Consider the following 20981-nt stretch of genomic DNA (forward strand, 5'->3'; position numbering starts at 1 on the left):
GAAACCTCGCGACATGGCCGCAGGATTCCCCTCGCCGCTATAGCGGCACATACACAAGAAACTACAGCGCCGTGAGGTTCGCGTAAGCGTAAACCAGCCATTTGCTTCCGGCATCCTCGAAGTTCACCTGCACGCGCATGTGGGCGCCCGCGCCCTCGGCGCTCACGATGGTGCCTTCGCCGAACTTCGGATGGGTTACCCGCTGGCCGAGGCGGATCGGCGAGGATGCCTCGAACGAGGGCGCCGCGGCGAAGCGATCGGCATAGACGGGACGGGACACCTGCACACGGGGACGCAGTTCGTCGATCAGTTCGGGCGGGATCTCGCCCAGGAAGCGGGACGGCCGGGCGAGCATCTCCGTGCCGTGCATGCGGCGCGACTCCGCGTGGGTGAGGAACAGCCGTTCGCGCGCCCGCGTGATGCCGACATAGGCAAGCCGGCGCTCTTCCTCCAGACGGTTCTCTTCCTCGGTGGAACGCTGGCTGGGGAACAGGCCTTCTTCCATGCCGACGAGGAAGACCACGGGGAATTCGAGGCCCTTGGCGGAGTGCAGCGTCATGAGCTGCACGCAGTCGTCCCAGGCCTCGCCTTGCCCCTCGCCGGCTTCCAGCGCGGCGTGCGACAGGAACGCAGAGAGTTCGTTCAAGCCCGCATCGAGGTCTTCGGGCGTCATCTCGAAGCGGCTGGCGACGTTCACAAGTTCGTCCAGGTTTTCCACGCGGGCCTCGCCGTTACCGCGCTTATCGTTCTCGTAGAAGTCGCGCAGCCCGGTATGGATGATGGCGTGCTCGATCTGCTCGGCCAGGTCGAGGGCCGAGGAACCTTCGCCGTTGTCGCCGTCGCCATGGCCCGCGAAGGTGCGTGCGAGGTTGTCGATGAGGCCGATGAAGGCCTTCACAGCGTTCTTCGCCCGACCGGCCATCGATCCGATGGATACCTCGGTGAGCGACGCTTCCCACATGGAGCTGGCATCGGCGCGTGCGCGACGCCGCAGTTCGTCGAGCGTGCGATCGCCGATGCCGCGTGGCGGCGTGTTCACCGCGCGCTCGAAAGCGGCGTCGTCGTGGCGGTTGGAGGCAAGGCGCAGGTAGGCGAGGGCATCCTTGATTTCGGCGCGCTCGAAGAAGCGGAGGCCGCCGTACACGCGGTAAGGCAGGTCGCGCTGGATCAGCTGTTCCTCGAAGTTGCGGGACTGCGCGTTCGACCGGTAGAGGATGGCGCAGTCGCGCGCGTTGCCGTGTTCGGCAATGTGCTCACGGATGCGCTCGATGACGAAGCGGGCCTCGTCCTGTTCGTTGTACGCCGCGTAGAGGGCGATGCGCTCGCCTTCGCCGCCATCCGTCCACAACTGCTTGCCGAGACGGCCGCCGTTGCGGGCGATCACCGCGTTCGCGGCGTTGAGGATCGTGGAGGTGGAGCGGTAGTTCTGCTCGAGGCGGATCGTCTTCGCGCCGGGGAAATCGCGCAGGAACTGTTGCACGTTCTCCACCTTCGCGCCGCGCCAGCCATAAATGGCCTGGTCGTCGTCGCCGACCACGAAGGCCTGGCCAGTGTCGCCCGCCAGTACCCGGATCCAGGCGTACTGCAAGGTGTTCGTGTCCTGGAACTCGTCGATCAGCAGGTAGCGCCAACGTTCCTGGTAGTGCTTCAGGACCTGCGGGTCCTTCAGCCACAACTCGTGCGCCCGCAACAGCAATTCCGCGAAATCCACCAGGCCGGCACGCTGGCACTGCTGCTCGTAGGCTTTGTAGATCTCGATGAAGGTGCGGGTGACGGGGTGGTCGCGGTGCTCGATGCCGTCCGGCCGCTTGCCTTCGTCCTTCCAGTTGTTGATCTGCCAGGCCGCCTGCCGCGGCGGGAAGCGGGCCTCGTCGAGGCCCATGCCGGCGACCACGCGCTTGATGAGGCGCTGCTGGTCGTCGGAATCGAGGATCTGGAATCCTTCGACGAGCCCCGCCTCGCGCCAATGCCGGCGCAGGAGCCGGTGGGCGATGCCGTGGAAGGTGCCCACGGTGAGCCCCTGGGTGCCGCCGGGGATGATGCCGTCCAGTCGGGAGCGCATCTCGCCCGCCGCCTTGTTGGTGAAGGTGACGGCGAGGATCGCCCAGGGCGGCACGCGTTCGACCTGCGTGAGCCAGCCGATGCGGTTGGTCAGCACGCGGGTCTTGCCGGAGCCGGCACCGGCGAGGATCAGGTAATGGCCGGGCGGGGCGCTGACCGCTTCGCGCTGGGCGTCGTTGAGGGAATCGAGCAGGTGGGAAACATCCATCCGCCCATTGTAGCGAGTGGGAGCGGAGCGGGCCGCGAAGGCCGCCCGGCCCGCTCCCCGTGACGATCAGCGCTTGCGGGCGATGCCCGCCACGGCCACGATGCCGCCGATCACGATGCCCGCGATGCCCACCCACTGGGGGATGGCCTTGTCGTGGGTGGCTTCGATCTTGGCGGGACCGATGGAGGCCACGGTATCGGTCTTGCGATAGCTGCCGTTGCCCAGCGTGATCCAGAGCCCAAGCCCGATAAGGATGACGCCTACGACGATGAGACCTGCACGCATGTGGATTTCCTCCCGGTTCGATGTGGCGCCGAGGATGGGATCACGGATGTGCACGATTCGTGTGCGGGCGCACCGATTGCCGCACCGCGCCTTGGCCCCCTTGCCATGCGCGCTAGAATTGTCCGACTCCGTGGGGGTGCAGCCAGCCCATGAAGATGCCCAGCGCCACCATGGCGATGAGCAGCAGGGACAAGCCGATGCGGCGGGTGAGGGCCCAGACCGTGCGCTTGCTCTGACCTTTATCGGTCATCATGAAGAACAGTGCCTGGCCGAGGTTGAACAACACCACCAGCAGCAGGATCACCAGCGCGTACTTATAGATGGTTTCCACGTGACCGTTCCGCCCCATTGCGACAATCCGAGTATAGCGGCGGCCACGCGGGGTCTTGCATGACCTTTCTGCGCCGTCCGACGTGGTTCGCTGTCGCACTCACCATCGCCGGCATCCTGCTGTTCGTGCGGCTGGGGGTGTGGCAGCTGGATCGTGCCTCCGAAAAGGATGAACTGCTGCGGCGCTTCGCCGCAGGGGCGGCAGCCGGCGTCGAGGACTTCGGCAAGGTGGCCGACACGCCGCCGCTCGACCGCTACCCGCGCCTCGACGTGCGCGGCAGCTTCGTGCCCGGCCGTTACTACCTGCTCGACGACCAGACCCATGCGGGCCAGGTGGGCGTGCACGTGTATGTGCCTTTCTCGCCGCTCGGCTCCAGTCCCTACCTGCTCGTGGACCTCGGTTTCCTTCCCAAGGAACGTGGCGCGAACCCGCGGCTGCCGCCGTTGCCGGCGGGCGAAACCCATGTCCGGGGGCTCTACGTCCCGCCGCCAGGCGTGGGGATACGCATGGGAGGCGACAGCCTGCCCGGCCAGCACGGCGCCGAGAAAACCATGGTGTACGTGGACCTCGGCGAGATTGGCGCCGACCTGGGCCACTCCCTGTATCCTCGCGTGCTGTTGCTGGACGGGGATCCCGCGAGCATCTACGCGCGTGACTGGACGCCGGGCTTCATGCCGCCGGCGCGGCACCGTGCCTACGCCTTCCAATGGTTCACCTTCGCCCTGGCGGCGGTGGTGATCTTCGTCCTCCTGCATCGCAAGCGTCGCTAGCTGTCCGAGAATCCATGACCGATCCGAACGCCAAACCTCCGACGACCCGCAGCGGCCGCCTCAAGCTGGTGCTGATCATGCTCGTGTTCCTCGCGCCGATCGTCGCCGCCGGGCTGCTCACGCTGTCCGGATGGCAGCCGGAAGGGAAGGGCAACGGCCAGCCGATCGTGCCGCAGCGAAGCCTCGCCGACGTCCGCGTCGAGGTCGACGGCAAGCCCTGGGCCTGGCGCGACAGCGAGCCCCGCCTCACACTCGTGGCGCTGCCGGGCCCGGATTGCGCCGCGCGTTGCGTGCACACCCTCACGCTCATGCGCAATGCACGCATCGTGCTCAATCGCAACGCCGATCGCCTGCGCCTGCTCTACATCGGTGCTGCGCCGACGGGGGCGGATGCCGACGCCACGATGCGCGATTACAAGACCGGCAGCGATCCCGCCGACGCCTTCGCGCCGTTCCGCCCCGCCGAGCCCGACACCGTCGCCGCCGTGCTCGTCGAATCCAACGCCACGGCGCTGGCCTGGTATCCGGCCGGCTTCGATCCGAACGGACTTCGTAAAGACCTGCAGAAGGTGATCCGCTGATGTCGCCGCGTGCCGTGAAATTCCTTCGCACCCTGGCCCTGCTGGCGGCGCTGTTCGCCTTCTGCGTGGTGATGTTCGGTGCGTTCGTGCGTCTTTCCAACGCCGGCCTCTCGTGCCCCGACTGGCCCACCTGCTACGGCAAGGCCACCTGGCCAGGCCACGCGCAGGACATCGCGCGGGCGAACGAAGCCTTCCCCGATCGTCCCTACGAAACGCACAAAGCCTGGCGCGAGCAGGTGCATCGCTTCCTCGCCGGCAGCCTGGGCGTGATGGTCCTGGCGATTGCGCTGGTAGCCGCGTGGCGTCGCCGCTTCGCCGTGGCGGCCGTGCTGCTCGCCGCCGTGTTCGCCGCCGTTGGCGTGGTCATGTACATGCGCGGCGAACATGTCGTTTCGTCCTGTCTTTCGGCGCTGGCCATCGCCTTGCCGCTGGTGGCCGCGGCAAGGCTCGATCGTCCCGGCGCGTGGAAGGTCGGCGTTGCCGTGCTGGCCGTGATCATTTTCCAGGCCATGCTGGGCATGTGGACGGTGACGCTGCTGCTGAAGCCCATCGTCGTCATGGGCCACCTGCTCGGCGGCCTTGCCACTTTCGCCCTGCTGGCGTGGGCCGCCTTGCGCTGGTGGCGCGTGGGCACGCCGGACGATCGCTTCGCGGCCTTGCGCGCCCCCGTGGCGATCGGCATCGCCGTGCTGGTGGGCCAGATCGCCTTGGGCGGCTGGACCAGTTCGAATTACGCGGCGCTCGCCTGCGGCACGGATTTCCCCAAGTGCCTGGGTCAGTGGTGGCCGCAGACCGATTTCGAGCAGGCCTTCGTGCTCTGGCGTGGCATCGGTGTGAATTACGAAGGCGGGGTGCTCGACATGGCCGCGCGCAGCGCCATCCAGATCGCCCACCGCATCGGCGCGCTGGTGACATTCTGCTACCTCGCGTGGCTGTCGCATCGCCTCGCCCGGGCGGGGCTGCGCAAGGTCGGCATTGCCGTTGGCGTGGTGCTCGTGGCGCAGGTGTTGCTGGGCATCGGTAACGTGCACCTGGGCCTGCCGTTGCCCGTGGCGACGGCGCACAATGGCGTTGCCGCGTTGTTGTTGTTCACCCTGCTGGCGGCACTGGCGAGCACGCAGCGCCTGCCGGCCGTGGAGTCGCCGTGAGCGTCCTGGGCCAATATCTCGAACTGACCAAGCCGCGCGTCGTCGCGCTGCTGGTGTTCTGCGCCGTCATCGGCATGTTCCTGGCGGTGGATGCGAACGGACAGCGGATGCTGCCCACCTGGCACGCCGTCGTCTTCGGCACGCTCGGCATCTGGCTGGCCTCGGCGTCGGCGGCCGCGTTCAACCACCTCATCGACCAGCGCATCGACAAGCTGATGGCGCGCACCTCGCACCGTCCGTTGGCCACGGGGCAGCTCACGCCGATGCAGGTGTTCGTCTTCGCCATGACGCTGGGCATCATCTCGATGCTGGTGCTGGTGTTCCTGGTGAACATGCTCACCGCGGTGCTCACCTTCTTCTCGCTCATCGGCTACGCGGTGATCTACACCGCCTACCTGAAGCGCGCGACGCCACAGAACATCGTGATCGGCGGCATCGCCGGCGCCGCGCCGCCCATGCTGGGCTGGACGGCCGTCACCGGTTCGCTGCATCCGTATGCGTTGCAGTTGCTGCTGATCATCTTCGTGTGGACGCCGCCGCACTTCTGGGCGCTGGCGATCTTCCGCGTGGACGATTACTCGCGGGCGCAGGTGCCGATGCTGCCGGTGACCCACGGCGTCACCTATACGCGCTGGCACATCCTGTTCTACACGATCCTGCTTTTCGTGGTGACCCTGCTTCCGTTCTTCACGGGCATGAGCGGCCTCATCTACCTGTTCGGCGCCGTGGTGCTCGGCGCGGGCTTCCTCTGGTATGCGATTCGCCTGTTGAATCCGCCGGACGAATTGTTCGCCATGAAGACGTTCAACTACTCCATCGTGTACCTGATGGTGCTGTTCGCCTTCCTGCTGGCCGACCACTGGCTGGTCGACCCGGTGATCCAGACCGGTTTCCGCTTCGAACCGGTGGCCTGAAGCTTCTTGTGGGAGCCGCTTCAGCGGCGATGGGTGCTCGACTCGACGTGGCCCGCTGCCGCGGGATCGCCGGCATAGCCGGCTCCCACAAATGCTTATGTGCTTTCGTTCACCCACGTGGCGACGTCAGCCGGGTGTTCCAGATGAAGATGGTGTCCACCGTCCATGTGCGTGACGCGGATGTCCGCCACGCAGTCGATGCGTACCTGTAGCGCTTCGGGTTCCAGATACGGCGGATGGGGCCGTGCCAGCAACAGCGACGTGGGCGCGGCCAGGCCGAGCAGCAGCGCCATCACCTGGGTTTCGGCGAGGCGGATGGCCGTGGGGCGCGACAGCCGCGGATCGCTGCGCCAGCTGTAGCCGCCGTCCACCGTACGCAAGCCGCGCTCCACGATGGGACGCGCCAGATCGGCATCGAGACCGCCGACCAGGGCGCGTGCCGCCGCCGCGTCGTCGATGGTCGGGAACACGCGTAGCGGCCGGTTGCCCCCGGCCTTGGACGCCATGGCCTCGCGGAAGCGGTCCAACGTGCGCGAGCCGTCGTCGCCGAGCGGGCCCAGGCCTTCGATGAGGGCGAGACGGCGCACCCGCTCGGGGGCCGCGATCGCCACCAGCGTGGCGATGCCTGCACCCAACGAATGCCCCAACAAATGAAAGCGAGGCAATGCGAGGGCATCAGCCGCGGCCAGTACGGCGCGCGCGTAATCCACGTGCTGGTAGACCGTGCCTTCCGGCAGGTGCTGCGAGTGGCCGTGGCCGGGCAGGTCGAGCGCGATTACGTGAAAACGGCTGGCAAGCAGCGGCGCGAGCAGCGCGAAGCTCGCCGCGTTGTCGAGCCATCCGTGCAACATCAGCACGGGCGGCGCGTCGGGTTCGCCCCAACTCAGGCCCCCCAGTTCGAGTCCGGGGATGGAAACGTTCAACTCACGCATCGCGACGCGCCGTGCCTGGGGAGAACTCGGGCCATCCCTGGACGTGTCTCAATACAAGGTCAGTCAGCGCGTCCACATGCGCCGCCGTGGCGTTGAGGCAGGGAATGTAACGGAGGGCCTCGCCCCCCGCCTCGCGGAAAAACTCCGCGTTCTGCATGGCGATTTCCTCGAGGGTTTCCAGACAGTCCACGGCGAAGCCCGGGCTGATGGCGTCGATGCGCTTCACACCCTGCGCGCCGAGCGCCTTCACGGTCTCGTCGGTGTAGGGCTGCAGCCAGCGTTCGCGGCCCACCCGAGACTGGAAGCTGAGGGGCGCCTCGGCTTCCGAAAGCCCCAGGGCTTCGCGAAGCAACCGCGCGGTCGCCTGCGCTTGCTCGAAGTACGGATCGCCCTCCCGGACATAGCGTTCGGGAATGCCATGGAAGCTCATGAGCAACTTCTCGCCACGGCCGTTGGCGGCCCAATGGGCGCGCACGCTGTCCGCCAGCGCGGCGATGTAGGCCGGCTCGTCGTGGTAGTCATTGATCTGGCGCAGTTCCGGCGGCCAGCGCAGGCCCTTGATCGTGTCCGCCACCGCGTCGAAGACGCTGCCGGTGGACGTGGCCGAATACTGCGGATACAGCGGCAGCACGAGGAGGCGGCGCACGCCGTCGCGTTGCAACGCGGCGACGGTGGACGCCACGTCGGGACGGCCGTAGCGCATCGCGAGCGCGACCCGCACGGGGGCGCCTGCCCGCATGGACAGTTCGGACTCCAGCGCCTTGGCCAGTGCTTCGCTGTAGACGCGCAGCGGTGAACCTTCCGGCGTCCAGATGCGCGCATACGCGTGCGCGGAGCGCTTCGGCCGCACCCGTAGGATCACGCCGTACAGGATCGCCTTCCAGAGCAGCGGCGGATAATCGATGACGCGGCGGTCACCGAGGAACTGGGCGAGGTAGGGCCTGACGGCGGCGGCGGTGGGGGCTTCAGGTGTACCGAGGTTAACCAGCAGGACGCCTGCCTTCGCTGTCGTGTCGTGGGATTGACCGGCAGGGCCGGTATAGTCTGGATTACCTGGCATCGGCGTTAGGCGCTCGCGGGGATCGCTGCAGTCTGCCATACGGCGGCGTAGCGAAGCTCGTAACGCATGGCCGCAGCCGATGCCCACCTGCGCCAGAAAGGAGCCACCGATGTCCCCACGCCTCGTCACCCTGCTTGCCCTGGGATTGCTCACCCTGCTGCCTTCGCTGGCGGCACAGGCGGCGGATCCGCCGCAGAAGCAGGCCAGGGAGGCCGTGCGCGTGCTGAGGGACATGGTCGACGACGCGCCGGACAAGTCTCTCCCCACCGACATGCTGCGGAATGCCCATGCGATCGCCGTCATTCCCAAAATGGTGAAAGGAGGCTTCGTCTTCTCCGGCACCAAGGGCGAGGGCCTCATCTCCATCAAGCACGACGGCGTGTGGTCGAATCCCAACTTCATTTCCCTCGCCGGTGCCGGCTTCGGCTTCCAGGCGGGCATCCAGTCGGCCGACGTGATCCTCGTCTTCATGACCGATCGCGGCGTCAACGAGATCATCGACGGCAAGTGGACCATGGGCGCCAACGCCGGGGCCGCTGCCGGCCCGGTCGGCCGCTCGGCCACCGCCGCCACCGACGGACGGATGAATGCCGAGATCTACACCTATGCCCGCGCCAAGGGCCTGTACGCCGGCATCGCGCTGGACGGCGCCCATTTCAGCATCGACGACGACTCGAACGAGGCCATCTACGGCCCGGGAATCACCCCGCGCCGCATTTTCGAAGGCGGTGTGACGAACGTTCCAAGCGAGGTGGTCGAATTCAGGGATAAACTTGAGGAGTACACTAACCGCTGACCCCCCGTCCCACCGGTCGCCCGAGGCGGCCCGAGAGGTTTCCATGAGCATTACCCATATCGTCCTCCTGCTGCTCGTCGTCGTACTCATCTTCGGTACGAAGAAGCTGCGCAATATCGGCTCGGACCTGGGCGGTGCCATGCGGGACTTCAAGAAGGGCCTGGACGGCGACGAAGAGGCCCGCCAGCAGCGCGAGCGCGAGGAAAAGCTGCGGGCCGACCCGCCGGCGTCCACCCAGGTCCCGCCGGTCCATAGCGAGACGACGAGCGAGCCGCGCGACCGCGCGCCCTGATCCGGCGGCGCCATGATCGACATCAGCCTCACCAAACTGCTGCTGCTCGCGGTGGTGGCGCTCATCGTCCTCGGACCCGAGCGCCTGCCGCATGCCGCCCGCACCGCGGGTGCCCTCCTGCGGCGGATGCGCAGCGGCTGGGACAGCGTGCGGGCCGAGGTGGAGCGGGAGATCCAGGCCGAGGAAATCAAGCGCACCCTTCGTGAGACGGCGGAAAACGCCCGCGCCACCCACGACAGCGTGCGCGAGGATATCCGCGCCGCCGGTGCTGGCCTCCGTGAGACCGGCGAGCAGGTGCGCGACACGTTCACCGAAACGCAGACGGCGCACGCGGAGCCCCGCGAACCCGATCCGGCCCTCGACATGCTTCCGCTGAAGAACGATTCGCATGACCGCACGTGAGCCCGATCCGTCGCCCGACGACGTGGTCGAAGAGGGCCTGTTCTCGCACCTGATCGAACTGCGCTCGCGCCTTATGCGTGCCATCGTGGTACTGCTGCTGGTGCTGCTGGCGCTGGTGCCCATTGCGAACCACCTTTATGCCGAGCTTGCCAAGCCGCTGGTGGAGCGCATGCCGCAGGGCGCGCACCTGATCGCCACCGAGGTCGCCAGCCCGTTCGTCACGCCGTTGAAGCTCTCCTTCTTCGTGGCGCTGTTCATCAGCATGCCGATGATCCTCTACCAGCTTTGGGCCTTCGTCAGCCCGGGGCTGTACCGGCACGAGAAGCGCCTTGCCCGGCCCCTGCTGGTGGCCTCGCTGGTGCTGTTCTATTCCGGTTGCGCATTCGCCTATTTCATCGTGCTGCCGGCGGCGTTCAAGTTCCTCAACGCCGTCACGCCCGAGGGCGTGGCGATGATGACCGACATCACGCATTACCTCGATTTCGTGATGCTGATGTTCTTCGCCTTCGGGCTCTGCTTCGAGGTCCCGGTGGCCGTGGTGATCCTTGCCGCCATCGGTGTCGTGGACGCCGAGAAGCTGAGCAAGGGGCGCGGTTACGCCATCGTGGGCGCCTTCGCCATCGCGGCCTTCATCACGCCACCCGATCTCCTCTCCATGATCATGCTCGCGGTGCCGATGTGCCTGCTCTATGAACTGGGCCTGCTCGCGGTGCGCTTCCTGTTGAAGCCGGCCGCGCCGGAGTAAGGACATGGCTGCCTCGATCGGCTGGCTCGCAGTCAAGGGAAAAGGCGGCGACGAGGTCCTCGCCGCACTCGATCTGGTGCGCAACGAGCAGACGGCGAGCCATCCCCGCAGGGGTTTCGCGCTGGCCCTGCCGAACGGCTGGTACGCGGTGGTCACCCGCTTCGCCGCGCCGCTGATCGCAGACGACGCGATGCGCCGCCTGTCGCGCGGCTGCGTGGTCGTGACCTGCGAATACGACGACCAGGTGATGGTCAGTTCGTCCACGTGCTACGTGAACGGCCTGCGCAACTGGCGCGCGGAGCACGACGGCCAGCAGGACGACACGCGCGACCTGTCCACCAGCGGCAGCCTCCCCGCCGCGTTCGACGCGATCCATGCGCGCATCGAATCCATGCAGGACGCGGCGGACGCCGAGGGCGACGACGTCGACCATTACTATTCGCTGCCGATCGAACTGGCGCAAAGCGTCACGACGTTCCATGCCGACCTGCCAGCGTCGGCATTCGGTGCGGCGTCCTATGAAGGCTGGACCCCGGCGGAAGTCGTGGCACCGCCGCCGGCCGATCCCGATTTGCCACGCAAGGTACGCAAGGCGGTGGCGAAGGCCACGCGCCCGTGGTGGCGCTTCTGGTGACAGCCGCGCTCAGCGCGGCTTGTTCAGCGCCAGCCCCTTCAGAACGTTGAGCGCCTGCGAGAGCGCGTAGTCCTCGATGGCGAGCTTGCCGTCGTCGTCGCTCGAGTTCTTGTCATCGGTGGCGGCTTTCTCGTTCACCAGGTGGTTGGGAAGGTCGGCTTCCGATCCGATGAGCTGCGGCGGCGTATCGGCCTTGTTGACCGAAAGATCGGCGAGGGCGATGTCCGGTTTGATGCCTTCGGCCTGGATGGAGGTGCCGTTCGGCGTGTAATAACGCGCGGTGGTGATCTTCACCGCATGCGTCTCGTCGAGCGGCAGCACGGTCTGCACCACGCCCTTTCCGAATGTGCGGCGCCCCATGATCAACGCGCGGTGGTTGTCCTTCAGGGCGCCCGAGACGATCTCGGCCGCCGAGGCCGTGCCGTTGTCCGCGAGGATGACGATAGGCGCGCCGTGCAACATGTCCCCCGGGTGGGCGTCGAAATGCAGGTTGGCGTCGGGCAGCCGGCCCTTGGTGGTGACGATGGTACCGCTGTCGAGGAAGGTGTCCGCGACGCCCACGGCCGTGGTCAGCAAGCCACCCGGATTCGAGCGTAGGTCGAGTACGGCACCGCGGGGAGCGCCGTTCTTCGCGATGTAATCGCCGAGCTTCTTGTCGAGGTCGCTGGCCGTGTCTTCCTGGAACTGGCTCAGGCGGATGTACACGTAGCCCGGTTCCAGCGGGCGCACCTTCACGCTGGTGACGTTGATGCGCTCGCGCACCATCGGCAGGTCGATCGGCTTGTCCGACTTCTCGTGGAGGATCGTGAGGGTGATCTTGCTGCCCGGATCGCCGCGCAGCTTCTTGAATGCTTCGTCGATGTTCTGGCTGTCGACCACCATGCCGTCCACCTTGAGGATGGTGTCGCCCGGCTTGACGCCGGCGCGCGAGGCCGGCGTGTCATCGATGGGGGCGACGATCTTCAGCATGCCGTCGACCTGCAGCACTTCGATGCCCAGGCCGCCGTACTGACCCGTGGTGTCCTCGTCGAGTTCGTCCAGGCCTTCCTTGTCCAGGTATTCGCTGTGCGGGTCCAGGTTCTGCAGCATGCCGCTGATCGCGGCGTTCATGATGGTCTTGTTGTCGAGTTTCTCTACGTAGGCCTGCTGCACGATGTGGTACACCCGCGTGAAATTGCGAATGTCTTCGAGGCTTACCGCGTCGTCGGCGCCCTTGGCCACCGCGGCGGCGGTGGTCGAGGACGCGGCCGGCGCATCGGGTTGCTTCAGCGGTTTCTGCTGGGCCTGGGCGGTGGAAATCGCCAGCGCGCCGAGGGCGACGACGAGGGCTAGGCGAAGGGGGTGCTGGCGCATACCTGAGTCCTTAATTCTTCTTGCTCAGCCAGCCGCGCGCATCGATGGGCTTGCCGCCCTGGCGCAGCTCGAAATAGGCGCCGTTGTCGCCGGCGGGCGCCGCCGCGGTGCCGACGGCTTCGCCGGCCTCCACCGTGTCGCCCACGCCGTGCAGCAGCGTTTCGTTGTTGCCGTACATGCTCATGAAACCGTTGCCGTGGTTCACGATGATCATCATGCCGTAGCCGCGCAGGAAGCTGGCGAACACCACGCGGCCACGCGCCACCGCCTTCACCTCGCTGCCGCGGGGCGCGACGATGATGACGCCGTTGCCATATGCATGCACCGGGCCGTTGGCCGGCCAGGGCAGGTTGCCGCGCAGGTTGGACATCGGCGACGCGGCCGGCGCGCCCTTCGGGGCAGGCGCCGGCTCGGCCGCCTTGGCGGCCTCGTCGATCACCTTCTGCAGCCGGGCCACGAGGGCATTCATGTCCTGCTCGTTCTGTTTCAGGGCGGCCATGCGCTGGGCCTGGTCCTTGTACCTGGCGTCCGCGTCGGCGACCAGCTTCTGCTGGGCACCGCGCTGCTTCTCCAGTTCGGCGGCGCGTTTTTCGCGTTCGGAGCGGGTGGCTTCCAGCTTCTGCTGTTCGGCCGTGATGGCGGCTTCGACCTCCTGCAGGCGGGAAAGATCCGCGAGCAGGCCGCGAATGCGCTCGACGCGGTTCTCCTGGAAATACCGGGAGTAGGCGAGGGCGCGCGAGATCCGGTTGACGTCCTCGTCGCCGAGGAGCAGCTGCAGGTCCGAGCCGCGGCCCAGGGTATAGGTGGCCCGGAGCAGGTCGCCGAGGGCGCCCTTCTGCTTGTCGAGGCCGGCCTGCATGTCCGCCCGCTGGGCGTTCAGCTGGTCGAGGTCGTGCCGCCGCTGTTCCAGCTCGGCCTCCGTCTCGCGAACCGCCTTCGCCGCCGCGGACACCTGTTCGGCCTGCTTCGCCAGGGCGGCGTTGGCGCTGTCGCGCGCATTGGCGGTTTCGCGCTGCTCCCGGGTAAGGGATTCGATGTCCTTGCGCACCCCCTCGAGCTTCTGCCGGGCGTCCTGCTGCTCCGCGCGGGCCTTGGCGTCCTGGGCAGCCCGGGCCGGCGGGAAGGTGGCGAGGCTGAGGAGGGCGACGGTGAGGGTGCAGGCAAGGGCGAGTGGGCGCATGGTCCGGATTATCGCCCATCCCGGACGCCTGGCGGTGGCCCGGCGGGGCCGCCATTGGAGGCCTCTTGTGGGAGCCGCTTCAGCGGCGATACCCGTTCGCGGGAATACCTGCTGGCGCGGGATCGCCGGCATAGCCGGCTCCCACAAGGGGCAGTCGTCTCCAGGAAATGGAAACTGGTATGCGCCGACGGGGCTCGCAGGCCCCGATTCCTTTCCACTGGTCTTTTCCTAGGCCTCGTAAGAATTCCGTTTAGACGTCCAAATGTTTTGACGCAACGCGTCAATTGTGTCAAGAATGGGTCCGTATGCTCCTTCGTGCACGTGAAGGTCGGCCGGTCCAGGCCGCGGGGCCACGTGCGCGCTATCCCAGCGAAACCAATGCCACGAGGAGGCGGATGGTGAAGCAAGGCACTCCGCGCCTCTATGACGAGGCGTTCGAACACGACAGCTGCGGCTTCGGCCTCGTTGCGCAGATAGACGGCCACGCCAGCGCGGCGCTGGTCGATACCGCGTTCGCCGCGCTGGCGAAGCTTTCGCATCGTGGCGGCGTCAACGCCGACGGCATCAGCGGCGACGGTTGCGGCGTGCTGCTGCGGCGTCCGGTGGAATGGCTGCGCGCGCTGGCCGGCGAATCCGGCATCAAGCTCGCCACGCATTTCGCCAGCGGCGTGGTGTTCCTCGATCCACAAGGCGACGACAGGGCGGAACATGTGCTGGAGGCCGAGCTTTCCCGCGTGGGCCTTTCGGTGGCGGGTTGGCGCGACGTTGCGGTGGACGCTTCCGCCTGTGGCCCGCTGGCCGCCTCGTCGATGCCGCGCGTTCGCCAGGTGTTCGTCGACGCGCCGGGCGATTTACCCTCGGCTGCGTTCGAAGCGAAGCTGTTTCGGGCACGCCGCCGCGCCGAACTCGCCCTGGCGGACGACCGACACTTCTATGTGGTGTCGCTCTCGGGCGAAGTGGTGGGGTACAAGGCCATGGCCGCACCCGGGCGCCTTCGCGACGTTTATCCGGACCTGGCGCATCCGGCCCTCGTCGCCGATGCCGTGGTCTTCCACCAGCGTTTCTCCACGAACACGTCGCCGCAGTGGCGCCTTGCCCAGCCATTCCGCCTCCTTGCGCACAACGGCGAGATCAACACGATTCGCGCCAACCGGCGCTGGATGCAGGCGCGCACGTCGGTACTGCGTTCGGAACGCGTCGAGCTTTCCGACATCGGCCCGCTGGTTCGCCAGAGCGGATCGGATTCCGAAAGCCTCGACAACGCGCTGGAAGTGCTGCTCATGGGCGGCATGGACCTGCTCACGGCCATGCGCGTACTGGTGCCGCCGGCTTATGCCGCACGCGAGGACATCGACGAAGACCTTGCCGCGTTCTATGAGTACTACGCGCTGCACAGCGAACCCTGGGACGGCCCCGCCGGCCTCGTGATGTGCGACGGCCGTTATGCCGCCTGCACGCTCGACCGTAACGGCCTGCGGCCCGCTCGCTGGTCGCTGTCCGACGACAACCATCTCATCGTGGCCTCGGAAACCGGCCTGTGGGACGTGCCGTCGTCGCGCATCGTCGCCAAGGGGCGCCTCGCTCCCGGCGAGATGATCGCCGTGGACTTCCAGGAGCACCGCTTCCTGCGCGACGCCGACATCGACGCGATCAACCGCGCCCGCGCTCCCTTCCGTGACTGGTTGAGGAAGGGTGTGACGTACCTCGAGTCCGACCTCATCGACCCGAGCCTCGCCGCCGAGCCGCTGCCCGCGGACGAACTGCGTCGATACCAGAAGCTCTATGGGCTATCGCGCGAAGAGTGCGAATCGGTGCTGAAGGTGCTCGCGGAAACCGAAGCCGAAGCCACCGGCTCGATGGGCGACGACACGCCGATGGCCGTGCTGTCGCGGCAGATCCGTCCGCTGTTCGACCGTTTCCGCCAGGGCTTCGCGCAAGTCACGAATCCGCCCATCGATCCGCTGCGCGAGCGGCTGGTCATGTCGCTGGTCACGCAGATCGGCCAGGAGCGGAACATCTTCGACCTGGGGCCGGAGAACGCACGGCAGATCCTGCTCAACTCACCGATCCTCTCGCAGCGGAAGCTTCGCCAGATCCTCGCCAACCCGGCGTATGCCGACACGCCGCGCTTCGACTTGATGTACGGCGCGGACGAAACGCTGGAGCAGGCGCTCCGGCGCATCTGCGACGACGTGGAAGCCGCCGTCCGGCGTGGCGTGCAGATGGTGTTCCTCAGCGACCGCTATCCGCGGCGCGAACTCCTGCCCATCCACGCGCTGCTCGCCACGGGCGCCGTGCACGCGCGCCTGGTCGATACCGGTTTGCGCTGCCAGTGCAACATCATGGTCGAGACGGCGACACCCCGCGATCCGCACCACTTCGCGTGCCTGCTCGGTTTCGGCGCCACCGCGATCTACCCGTGGCTCGCCTACCAGAGCCTGTTCGACATGGGTCGGAGCGGACACATCCGCAACGGCGAAGGTGCGCCGCGCGAGATCGGCCGCAATTATCGTCGCGGCATCCGCAAGGGGCTGTTGAAGATCCTTTCGAAGATGGGCATCTCCACCGTCGCCGGTTACCGTGGCGCGCAGCTCTTCGAGATCGTGGGCCTGTCACCCGAGGTGGTGGCGCTGTGCTTCCCCGGTACGCCGTCGCGTATCGGCGGCTCCGGCTTTGCCGATCTCGAGCAGGAGCAACGGCTGCTGGCCGCCGAAGCATGGGACGAGGCGCAGGCATTGCGTGCCGGCGGTCTTTTCAAATACGTGCATGGCGGCGAGTTCCACATGTACAACCCGGACGTCATCGCCAGCCTCCAGGTGGCCGTGCGCACGGGCGACTGGGCGGACTACGAGAAGTACGCCCATTACGTCGACACGAGGCCGCCTTCCGCGCTGCGCGACCTGCTTGTGCCCCGCGAGGCGACGCCGATTCCGTTGGACGAGGTCGAGCCGGTCGAGGCCATCCTGAAGCGCTTCGATTCCGCCGGCATGTCGCTGGGTGCGTTGTCGCCGGAAGCGCACGAAGCCTTAGCCATTGCCATGAACCGCCTGGGCGCGCGCAGCAACTCGGGCGAAGGCGGCGAAGACCCCGCGCGCTATGGCACCGACCGCGCGTCGAAGATCAAACAGGTGGCGTCGGGCCGCTTCGGCGTCACGCCCGCGTACCTCGTCAACGCCGAGGTGCTGCAGATCAAGATCGCCCAGGGCGCCAAGCCCGGCGAGGGCGGCCAGTTGCCCGGCCACAAGGTGGACGCCACGATCGCGCGCCTGCGTTATGCAAAGCCGGGCATCGGCCTCATCTCGCCACCGCCGCACCACGACATCTATTCGATCGAAGACCTGGCGCAGTTGATCCATGACCTCAAGGAAGTGAATCCGCAAGCGCTGGTGTCGGTGAAGCTCGTATCGCACGCGGGCGTCGGCACCGTCGCCGCCGGCGTGGTCAAGGCGGGTGCGGACCTCATCACCGTGTCCGGCCACGATGGCGGTACCGGCGCGAGCCCGCTCACGTCCATCAAGTACGCCGGCACGCCGTGGGAGCTGGGCCTTGCCGAAACACAGCAGACGCTCCGCCTCAACGACCTGCGCGGCCGCGTGCGCCTGCAGACCGACGGTGGACTGAAGACGGGCCTGGACGTCATCAAGGCGGCGATGCTCGGCGCGGAAAGCTTCGGCTTCGGCACCGGCCCCATGGTGGCGCTCGGCTGCAAGTACCTGCGCATCTGCCACCTCAACAACTGCGCCACCGGCGTCGCCACGCAGCACCCCGTGCTGCGCGAGAAGCACTTCCTCGGGCTTCCCGACATGGTGATGAACTACTTCCGCTTCGTGGCGGAAGACGTGCGCCGCCACCTCGCGCGATTGGGCGTGCGCTCGCTGGAAGAACTCATCGGGCAGGGCGACAGGCTCGAGCAGCGGGACGGTGTCACTCCGGTACAGGAGCGTCTCGATCTTTCGCCCCTCATCGGCACGGACGGCCTGGGCACGCAAGTGGATTTCGCCTGTACGCTCGCACGCAATCCCATGCGGGACCCGGCCGCTCTCGCCAACCGCATCGCGGCGGATACGCGCCTTGCGGTGTCCGAAGGCTCCGGCGGTACATTCCATTACCCCATCGTCAATACGGACCGCGCCATCGGCGCCCGTTTGTCCGGCGATGTAGCGAGGCGTTGGGGCGATGCAGGTATGGCCGAACGGCCGGTGCACCTGCACCTGACCGGTGCGGCGGGGCAGAGCCTCGGCGCGTGGAATGCTGCGGGCGTGCATATCGATCTCACCGGCGAAGCCAACGACGGCGTCGGTAAAGGCATGGCCGGTGGCCGTCTCGTCATCCGCCCGCCCGCCGATTCCCCGTTCGCGACCCAGGACGCGTCCATCATCGGCAACACCTGTCTCTACGGCGCCACCGGCGGGGAACTCTACGCGGCGGGCCAGGCAGGCGAGCGCTTCGCGGTTCGCAATTCCGGCGCGCTGGCGGTGGTGGAAGGTGCGGGCGACCATTGCTGTGAATACATGACCGGCGGCGTCGTCGCGGTGCTCGGCCGTACCGGCCTCAATTTCGGCGCGGGCATGACGGGCGGGTTCGCCTATGTGCTCGACACCGATCGCAACTTCGTCGATTGCTACAACCACGAACTCGTCGACATCGTGCGCATCTCGCCCGAAGGCATGGAGCACTACATGCAGCACCTGCGCCAGCTCATCGCCCGCCACGCGGAACTCACGGGAAGCGCCTGGGGCGCCCAGTTGCTCGGCGACTTCCGCGGCCTGTTGCAGCGCTTCTGGCTGGTGAAGCCGAAGGCCGCCAGTCTCGATGCGCTGGCGGAAGAACTGCGGAGTGCCGCATGAGTGCCAAGGACTTCCGCTTCCTCGACATTCCCCGGCAGACACCGCGCACGGTGCCCGTGGCGGTGCGCGTGCTCGGGTACGGCGAGATCTCGGGCGACTTCGCGCCGTCCGAGGCCAGTTCGCAATCGGGACGCTGCATCGACTGCGGCAATCCTTATTGCGAGCACGCCTGTCCGGTGCACAACTACATTCCGAACTGGCTGAAGCTGGTGCAGGACGGGCGCCTTTTCGAAGCCGCCACGCTGATGCACGAAACCAATCCGCTTCCGGAAATCTGCGGCCGCGTGTGTCCGCAGGACCGGCTCTGCGAAGGTGCGTGCACGCTGGAACAGGGCGATTTCGGTGCGGTGACGATCGGCAGCGTGGAGCGTTGGGTCACCGACGAGGCCATTCGCCAGGGCTGGCGCCCCGACCTCTCGCGCGTGCGCGACACCGGTGCACGCGTCGCCATCGTCGGCGCGGGGCCCGCGGGCCTTGCCTGCGCCGATCGTCTGCGCCGTGCCGGCATTGCCGCCGATGTGTTCGACCGGCAACACGAGATCGGTGGACTGCTCACCTTCGGCATTCCACCGTTCAAGCTCGACAAGACCGTCGTGCGTACGCGGCGCATGGTGCTGGAAGGCATGGGCGTGCGTTTCCACCTCGGTGTGGAGATCGGCCGCGACATCGCCTTCGACGAACTGCTGGCGGACTATGACGCTGTGTTCGTCGGTACCGGCGCCTATACCTACGTGGACGGACAACTGGACGGCCGCGACCTGCACGGCGTGCACGATGCCCTGCCGTTCCTTATCGCCAACACCGGACGTCTCCTCCGCGAAGAATCTCCTTCACCCGAATACGACCTGGCCGGCAAGCATGTCGTGGTGCTCGGCGGCGGCGACACCGGCATGGACTGCAATCGTACGGCGATCCGCCTCGGTGCGGCGTCCGTCACTTGCGTGTACCGCCGCGACGAACCGAGCATGCCCGGTTCACGCCGCGAAGTCGGTTACAGTCGCGAAGAAGGCGTTCGTTTCCTGTTCCAGCGGCAGCCCGTCACTCTCGTGGGTGGCGACGATGGCCGCGTGAAGGCTGTCCGCGTGGTGGAGACGCAACTCGTGGAGGACGGCAACGGCCGGCCGTATCCGCAGAATGTGGCGGGAAGCGAAACCGACCTTCGCGCCGATGTCGTGATCCAGGCCTTCGGCTTCCAGCCGAGCCCTCCCGACTGGTGCGATGCCTTCGGTATCGAGCGCGATCGTCACGGTCGCATCGTCGCCGGCGGCGAAGGCCGGTTGCCGTTGCAGACCAGCAACCCGCGCGTATTCGCCGGCGGCGACAATGTGCGTGGCGCGGATCTCGTCGTGCGTGCGGTGTATGACGGCCGGGAGGCTGCAACATCGATCGCAAGACTTCTCGCGACGAAGGAAACAAGAAGCATCGTCGCCGCCTGAGCCGTCGCCCCTGCGACTGCAGGGGCCCAGCGACTCGGCTCCTGCCCTTGGCATCGGGCCCACACGTACCCACAATGGCCCCATGCTCCCGCGGGCCACCATCCCATGTGCCTGATCGCCTTCGCCTGGCAAGCGCACCCGCGCTGGCGCCTGGCGCTCGTCGGCAATCGCGACGAATTCCATGCTCGCCCCACTGCGCCGCTCGCGCCATGGGACGAGGCGCCGCAGATCGTCGCCGGTCGCGATCTTGAAGCCGGTGGTACCTGGGCCGGCGTCGGCGCACGCGGCCGTGCCAGCGTCATCACCAACGTCCGCGACCTCACCGCCGACCACAGCGGTATGTCGCGAGGCCTGCTGGTGGCCGATTACCTGGGTTCCACCGTGGCCTCCCGCACGCATGCCATCGAACTCATGGGCAGCGCCGCGCAGTATCGCCCCTTCAACCTGCTCACCTTCGACAGCGAAGACGCCTACTATCTTGGCAACCATCCGCACGCGCGGGCGCAGCCCGTGTCGCCCGGCGTGCACGGGCTGAGCAACGCCGACTTCAATGCGCCCTGGCCCAAGACACGGGCGCTGGTGCATCGGCTGGAGGATTGGCTCAAGGCGGGCGGGGACGATGACGTCGACGCGCTCTTCGCCATGCTTTCCGACCAGGGTCGTTGGCCGGACGACGTGCTGCCCGATACGGGCATCGGCATCGAGCGGGAGCGCTTTCTCTCCAGCGCCTTCATCGTCGGCGAGCACTACGGCACCCGGGCAAGCACCGTGATCCTCGTGGACAGGGACGACCGTGCCACCATCGTGGAACGCCGCTTCGGCCCGAACGGCGTGCCCGAAGGCCAGACCCGCTTCGACGTCTGACGGACTCCGCTGCGATCTGGATTCCCGCCGCCGTGGGTGACCTGTCCTCGCCCATATAGCAGCAAAGACCGGGGGCAACACGCCGGATTACCCCGCCCCCGGTCCAAAGCATTTTGCGCCCAGGACAATTGAACCGGCGCCC

At 67.2% G+C, this 20981-nt stretch carries 19 protein-coding genes; 12 read left to right on the forward strand and 7 right to left on the reverse strand.

Annotation, left to right across the window (positions count from 1 at the left end; genetic code table 11):
* Window positions 1-61 precede the first annotated feature (61 nt).
* The 3 genes from uvrD to ACPYOD_RS09965 all read right to left on the reverse strand — a co-directional run bounded on the left by uvrD (window position 62) and on the right by ACPYOD_RS09965 (window position 2903).
* Window positions 62-2269, reverse strand: coding sequence for a DNA helicase II (gene uvrD / locus ACPYOD_RS09955; RefSeq protein ID WP_481301585.1), 2208 nt, complete (start codon window positions 2267-2269; stop codon window positions 62-64).
* A gap of 66 nt (window positions 2270-2335) precedes the next feature.
* Window positions 2336-2554, reverse strand: coding sequence for a hypothetical protein (locus ACPYOD_RS09960; RefSeq protein WP_481301586.1), 219 nt, complete (start codon window positions 2552-2554; stop codon window positions 2336-2338).
* 112 nt (window positions 2555-2666) lie between these two features.
* Window positions 2667-2903, reverse strand: a complete 237-nt coding sequence (locus tag ACPYOD_RS09965) for a twin transmembrane helix small protein (RefSeq protein WP_072322441.1) — start codon at window positions 2901-2903, stop codon at window positions 2667-2669.
* A gap of 41 nt (window positions 2904-2944) precedes the next feature.
* On the opposite strand from ACPYOD_RS09965, the gene ACPYOD_RS09970 reads away from it, so the two are divergent.
* The 4 genes from ACPYOD_RS09970 to cyoE are packed head-to-tail and all read left to right on the forward strand — an operon-like array spanning window position 2945 to window position 6298.
* Window positions 2945-3655: an SURF1 family protein gene (locus tag ACPYOD_RS09970; RefSeq protein ID WP_481301587.1), complete on the forward strand. Its 711-nt coding sequence runs from the start codon at window positions 2945-2947 to the stop codon at window positions 3653-3655.
* Between the two features lie 14 nt (window positions 3656-3669).
* Window positions 3670-4236: a hypothetical protein gene (locus tag ACPYOD_RS09975; protein ID WP_481301588.1), complete on the forward strand. Its 567-nt coding sequence runs from the start codon at window positions 3670-3672 to the stop codon at window positions 4234-4236.
* Window positions 4236-5384: a COX15/CtaA family protein gene (locus tag ACPYOD_RS09980; protein ID WP_481301589.1), complete on the forward strand. Its 1149-nt coding sequence runs from the start codon at window positions 4236-4238 to the stop codon at window positions 5382-5384. Before ACPYOD_RS09975 ends, ACPYOD_RS09980 begins: the two co-directional genes overlap by 1 nt.
* The gene (cyoE, locus tag ACPYOD_RS09985) at window positions 5381-6298 is read left to right on the forward strand and encodes a heme o synthase (RefSeq protein WP_481301590.1); all 918 of its coding nucleotides are present in this window, start codon (window positions 5381-5383) and stop codon (window positions 6296-6298) included. The genes ACPYOD_RS09980 and cyoE overlap by 4 nt, the downstream gene beginning before the upstream one ends.
* Window positions 6299-6393: 95 nt before the next feature.
* Here cyoE and ACPYOD_RS09990 read toward each other — a convergent pair whose 3' ends face one another.
* Both ACPYOD_RS09990 and hemH read right to left on the reverse strand, forming a co-directional pair.
* On the reverse strand, window positions 6394-7230 hold the full coding sequence (locus ACPYOD_RS09990) for an alpha/beta fold hydrolase (RefSeq protein WP_481301591.1): 837 nt from the start codon (window positions 7228-7230) through the stop codon (window positions 6394-6396).
* Window positions 7223-8290, reverse strand: a complete 1068-nt coding sequence (gene hemH / locus ACPYOD_RS09995) for a ferrochelatase (protein WP_481301592.1) — start codon at window positions 8288-8290, stop codon at window positions 7223-7225. Before hemH ends, ACPYOD_RS09990 begins: the two co-directional genes overlap by 8 nt.
* Before the next feature lie 109 nt (window positions 8291-8399).
* Here hemH and ACPYOD_RS10000 point away from each other — a divergent pair, with 109 nt between their 5' ends.
* From ACPYOD_RS10000 to ACPYOD_RS10020, 5 genes are read left to right on the forward strand one after another with little or no spacing between them, the layout of a single operon-like run.
* A complete protein-coding gene (locus ACPYOD_RS10000) occupies window positions 8400-9086 on the forward strand; it encodes a lipid-binding SYLF domain-containing protein (RefSeq protein ID WP_481301593.1) in 687 nt (228 codons plus the stop codon).
* 43 nt (window positions 9087-9129) lie between these two features.
* The gene (tatA, locus tag ACPYOD_RS10005; RefSeq protein WP_481301594.1) at window positions 9130-9378 is read left to right on the forward strand and encodes a twin-arginine translocase TatA/TatE family subunit; all 249 of its coding nucleotides are present in this window, start codon (window positions 9130-9132) and stop codon (window positions 9376-9378) included.
* A 12-nt stretch (window positions 9379-9390) separates the two neighbouring features.
* Window positions 9391-9780 carry a Sec-independent protein translocase protein TatB gene (gene tatB, locus ACPYOD_RS10010; RefSeq protein WP_481301595.1) on the forward strand — a complete coding sequence of 130 codons (390 nt, stop codon included), beginning with the start codon at window positions 9391-9393 and terminating at the stop codon, window positions 9778-9780.
* On the forward strand, window positions 9767-10525 hold the full coding sequence (tatC, locus tag ACPYOD_RS10015) for a twin-arginine translocase subunit TatC (RefSeq protein WP_481301596.1): 759 nt from the start codon (window positions 9767-9769) through the stop codon (window positions 10523-10525). Before tatB ends, tatC begins: the two co-directional genes overlap by 14 nt.
* A gap of 4 nt (window positions 10526-10529) precedes the next feature.
* Window positions 10530-11159 carry a hypothetical protein gene (locus ACPYOD_RS10020; RefSeq protein WP_481301597.1) on the forward strand — a complete coding sequence of 210 codons (630 nt, stop codon included), beginning with the start codon at window positions 10530-10532 and terminating at the stop codon, window positions 11157-11159.
* Between the two features lie 9 nt (window positions 11160-11168).
* On the opposite strand, the gene ACPYOD_RS10025 is transcribed toward ACPYOD_RS10020, so the two are convergent.
* Window positions 11169-12512 (reverse strand): S41 family peptidase, encoded by a 1344-nt coding sequence (locus ACPYOD_RS10025; protein ID WP_481301598.1) that lies wholly within the window; start codon window positions 12510-12512, stop codon window positions 11169-11171.
* Window positions 12513-12522: 10 nt separating this feature from the next.
* The gene (locus ACPYOD_RS10030; RefSeq protein ID WP_481301599.1) at window positions 12523-13692 is read right to left on the reverse strand and encodes a murein hydrolase activator EnvC family protein; all 1170 of its coding nucleotides are present in this window, start codon (window positions 13690-13692) and stop codon (window positions 12523-12525) included.
* A gap of 395 nt (window positions 13693-14087) precedes the next feature.
* On the opposite strand from ACPYOD_RS10030, the gene gltB reads away from it, so the two are divergent.
* From gltB to ACPYOD_RS10045, 3 genes are all read left to right on the forward strand, one after another.
* Window positions 14088-18539, forward strand: a complete 4452-nt coding sequence (gene gltB, locus ACPYOD_RS10035) for a glutamate synthase large subunit (RefSeq protein ID WP_481301600.1) — start codon at window positions 14088-14090, stop codon at window positions 18537-18539.
* The gene (locus ACPYOD_RS10040) at window positions 18536-19975 is read left to right on the forward strand and encodes an FAD-dependent oxidoreductase (protein WP_481301601.1); all 1440 of its coding nucleotides are present in this window, start codon (window positions 18536-18538) and stop codon (window positions 19973-19975) included. Before gltB ends, ACPYOD_RS10040 begins: the two co-directional genes overlap by 4 nt.
* 105 nt (window positions 19976-20080) lie before the next feature.
* Window positions 20081-20839 carry an NRDE family protein gene (locus tag ACPYOD_RS10045; protein WP_481301602.1) on the forward strand — a complete coding sequence of 253 codons (759 nt, stop codon included), beginning with the start codon at window positions 20081-20083 and terminating at the stop codon, window positions 20837-20839.
* Window positions 20840-20981: the final 142 nt, after the last annotated feature.

The organism is Luteibacter sp. HAY1-4A, assembly GCF_056755355.1.

Excerpts from the sequence above, each read along its gene's own strand:
- ACPYOD_RS10045 (WP_481301602.1), top strand. The coding sequence starts at position 20,081 with ATGTGCCTGATCGCCTTCGCCTGGCAAGCGCACCCGCGCTGGCGCCTG.
- ACPYOD_RS10025 (WP_481301598.1), bottom strand. The coding sequence starts at position 12,512 with ATGCGCCAGCACCCCCTTCGCCTAGCCCTCGTCGTCGCCCTCGGCGCG.
- ACPYOD_RS10030 (WP_481301599.1), bottom strand. The coding sequence starts at position 13,692 with ATGCGCCCACTCGCCCTTGCCTGCACCCTCACCGTCGCCCTCCTCAGC.
- hemH (WP_481301592.1), bottom strand. The coding sequence starts at position 8,290 with ATGCCAGGTAATCCAGACTATACCGGCCCTGCCGGTCAATCCCACGAC.
- tatA (WP_481301594.1), top strand. The coding sequence starts at position 9,130 with ATGAGCATTACCCATATCGTCCTCCTGCTGCTCGTCGTCGTACTCATC.
- uvrD (WP_481301585.1), bottom strand. The coding sequence starts at position 2,269 with ATGGATGTTTCCCACCTGCTCGATTCCCTCAACGACGCCCAGCGCGAA.
- ACPYOD_RS09975 (WP_481301588.1), top strand. The coding sequence starts at position 3,670 with ATGACCGATCCGAACGCCAAACCTCCGACGACCCGCAGCGGCCGCCTC.
- ACPYOD_RS09970 (WP_481301587.1), top strand. The coding sequence starts at position 2,945 with ATGACCTTTCTGCGCCGTCCGACGTGGTTCGCTGTCGCACTCACCATC.
- gltB (WP_481301600.1), top strand. The coding sequence starts at position 14,088 with ATGGTGAAGCAAGGCACTCCGCGCCTCTATGACGAGGCGTTCGAACAC.
- ACPYOD_RS09990 (WP_481301591.1), bottom strand. The coding sequence starts at position 7,230 with ATGCGTGAGTTGAACGTTTCCATCCCCGGACTCGAACTGGGGGGCCTG.
- ACPYOD_RS09960 (WP_481301586.1), bottom strand. The coding sequence starts at position 2,554 with ATGCGTGCAGGTCTCATCGTCGTAGGCGTCATCCTTATCGGGCTTGGG.
- ACPYOD_RS10000 (WP_481301593.1), top strand. The coding sequence starts at position 8,400 with ATGTCCCCACGCCTCGTCACCCTGCTTGCCCTGGGATTGCTCACCCTG.
- ACPYOD_RS10040 (WP_481301601.1), top strand. The coding sequence starts at position 18,536 with ATGAGTGCCAAGGACTTCCGCTTCCTCGACATTCCCCGGCAGACACCG.
- ACPYOD_RS10020 (WP_481301597.1), top strand. The coding sequence starts at position 10,530 with ATGGCTGCCTCGATCGGCTGGCTCGCAGTCAAGGGAAAAGGCGGCGAC.
- tatC (WP_481301596.1), top strand. The coding sequence starts at position 9,767 with ATGACCGCACGTGAGCCCGATCCGTCGCCCGACGACGTGGTCGAAGAG.
- ACPYOD_RS09980 (WP_481301589.1), top strand. The coding sequence starts at position 4,236 with ATGTCGCCGCGTGCCGTGAAATTCCTTCGCACCCTGGCCCTGCTGGCG.
- tatB (WP_481301595.1), top strand. The coding sequence starts at position 9,391 with ATGATCGACATCAGCCTCACCAAACTGCTGCTGCTCGCGGTGGTGGCG.
- ACPYOD_RS09965 (WP_072322441.1), bottom strand. The coding sequence starts at position 2,903 with ATGGGGCGGAACGGTCACGTGGAAACCATCTATAAGTACGCGCTGGTG.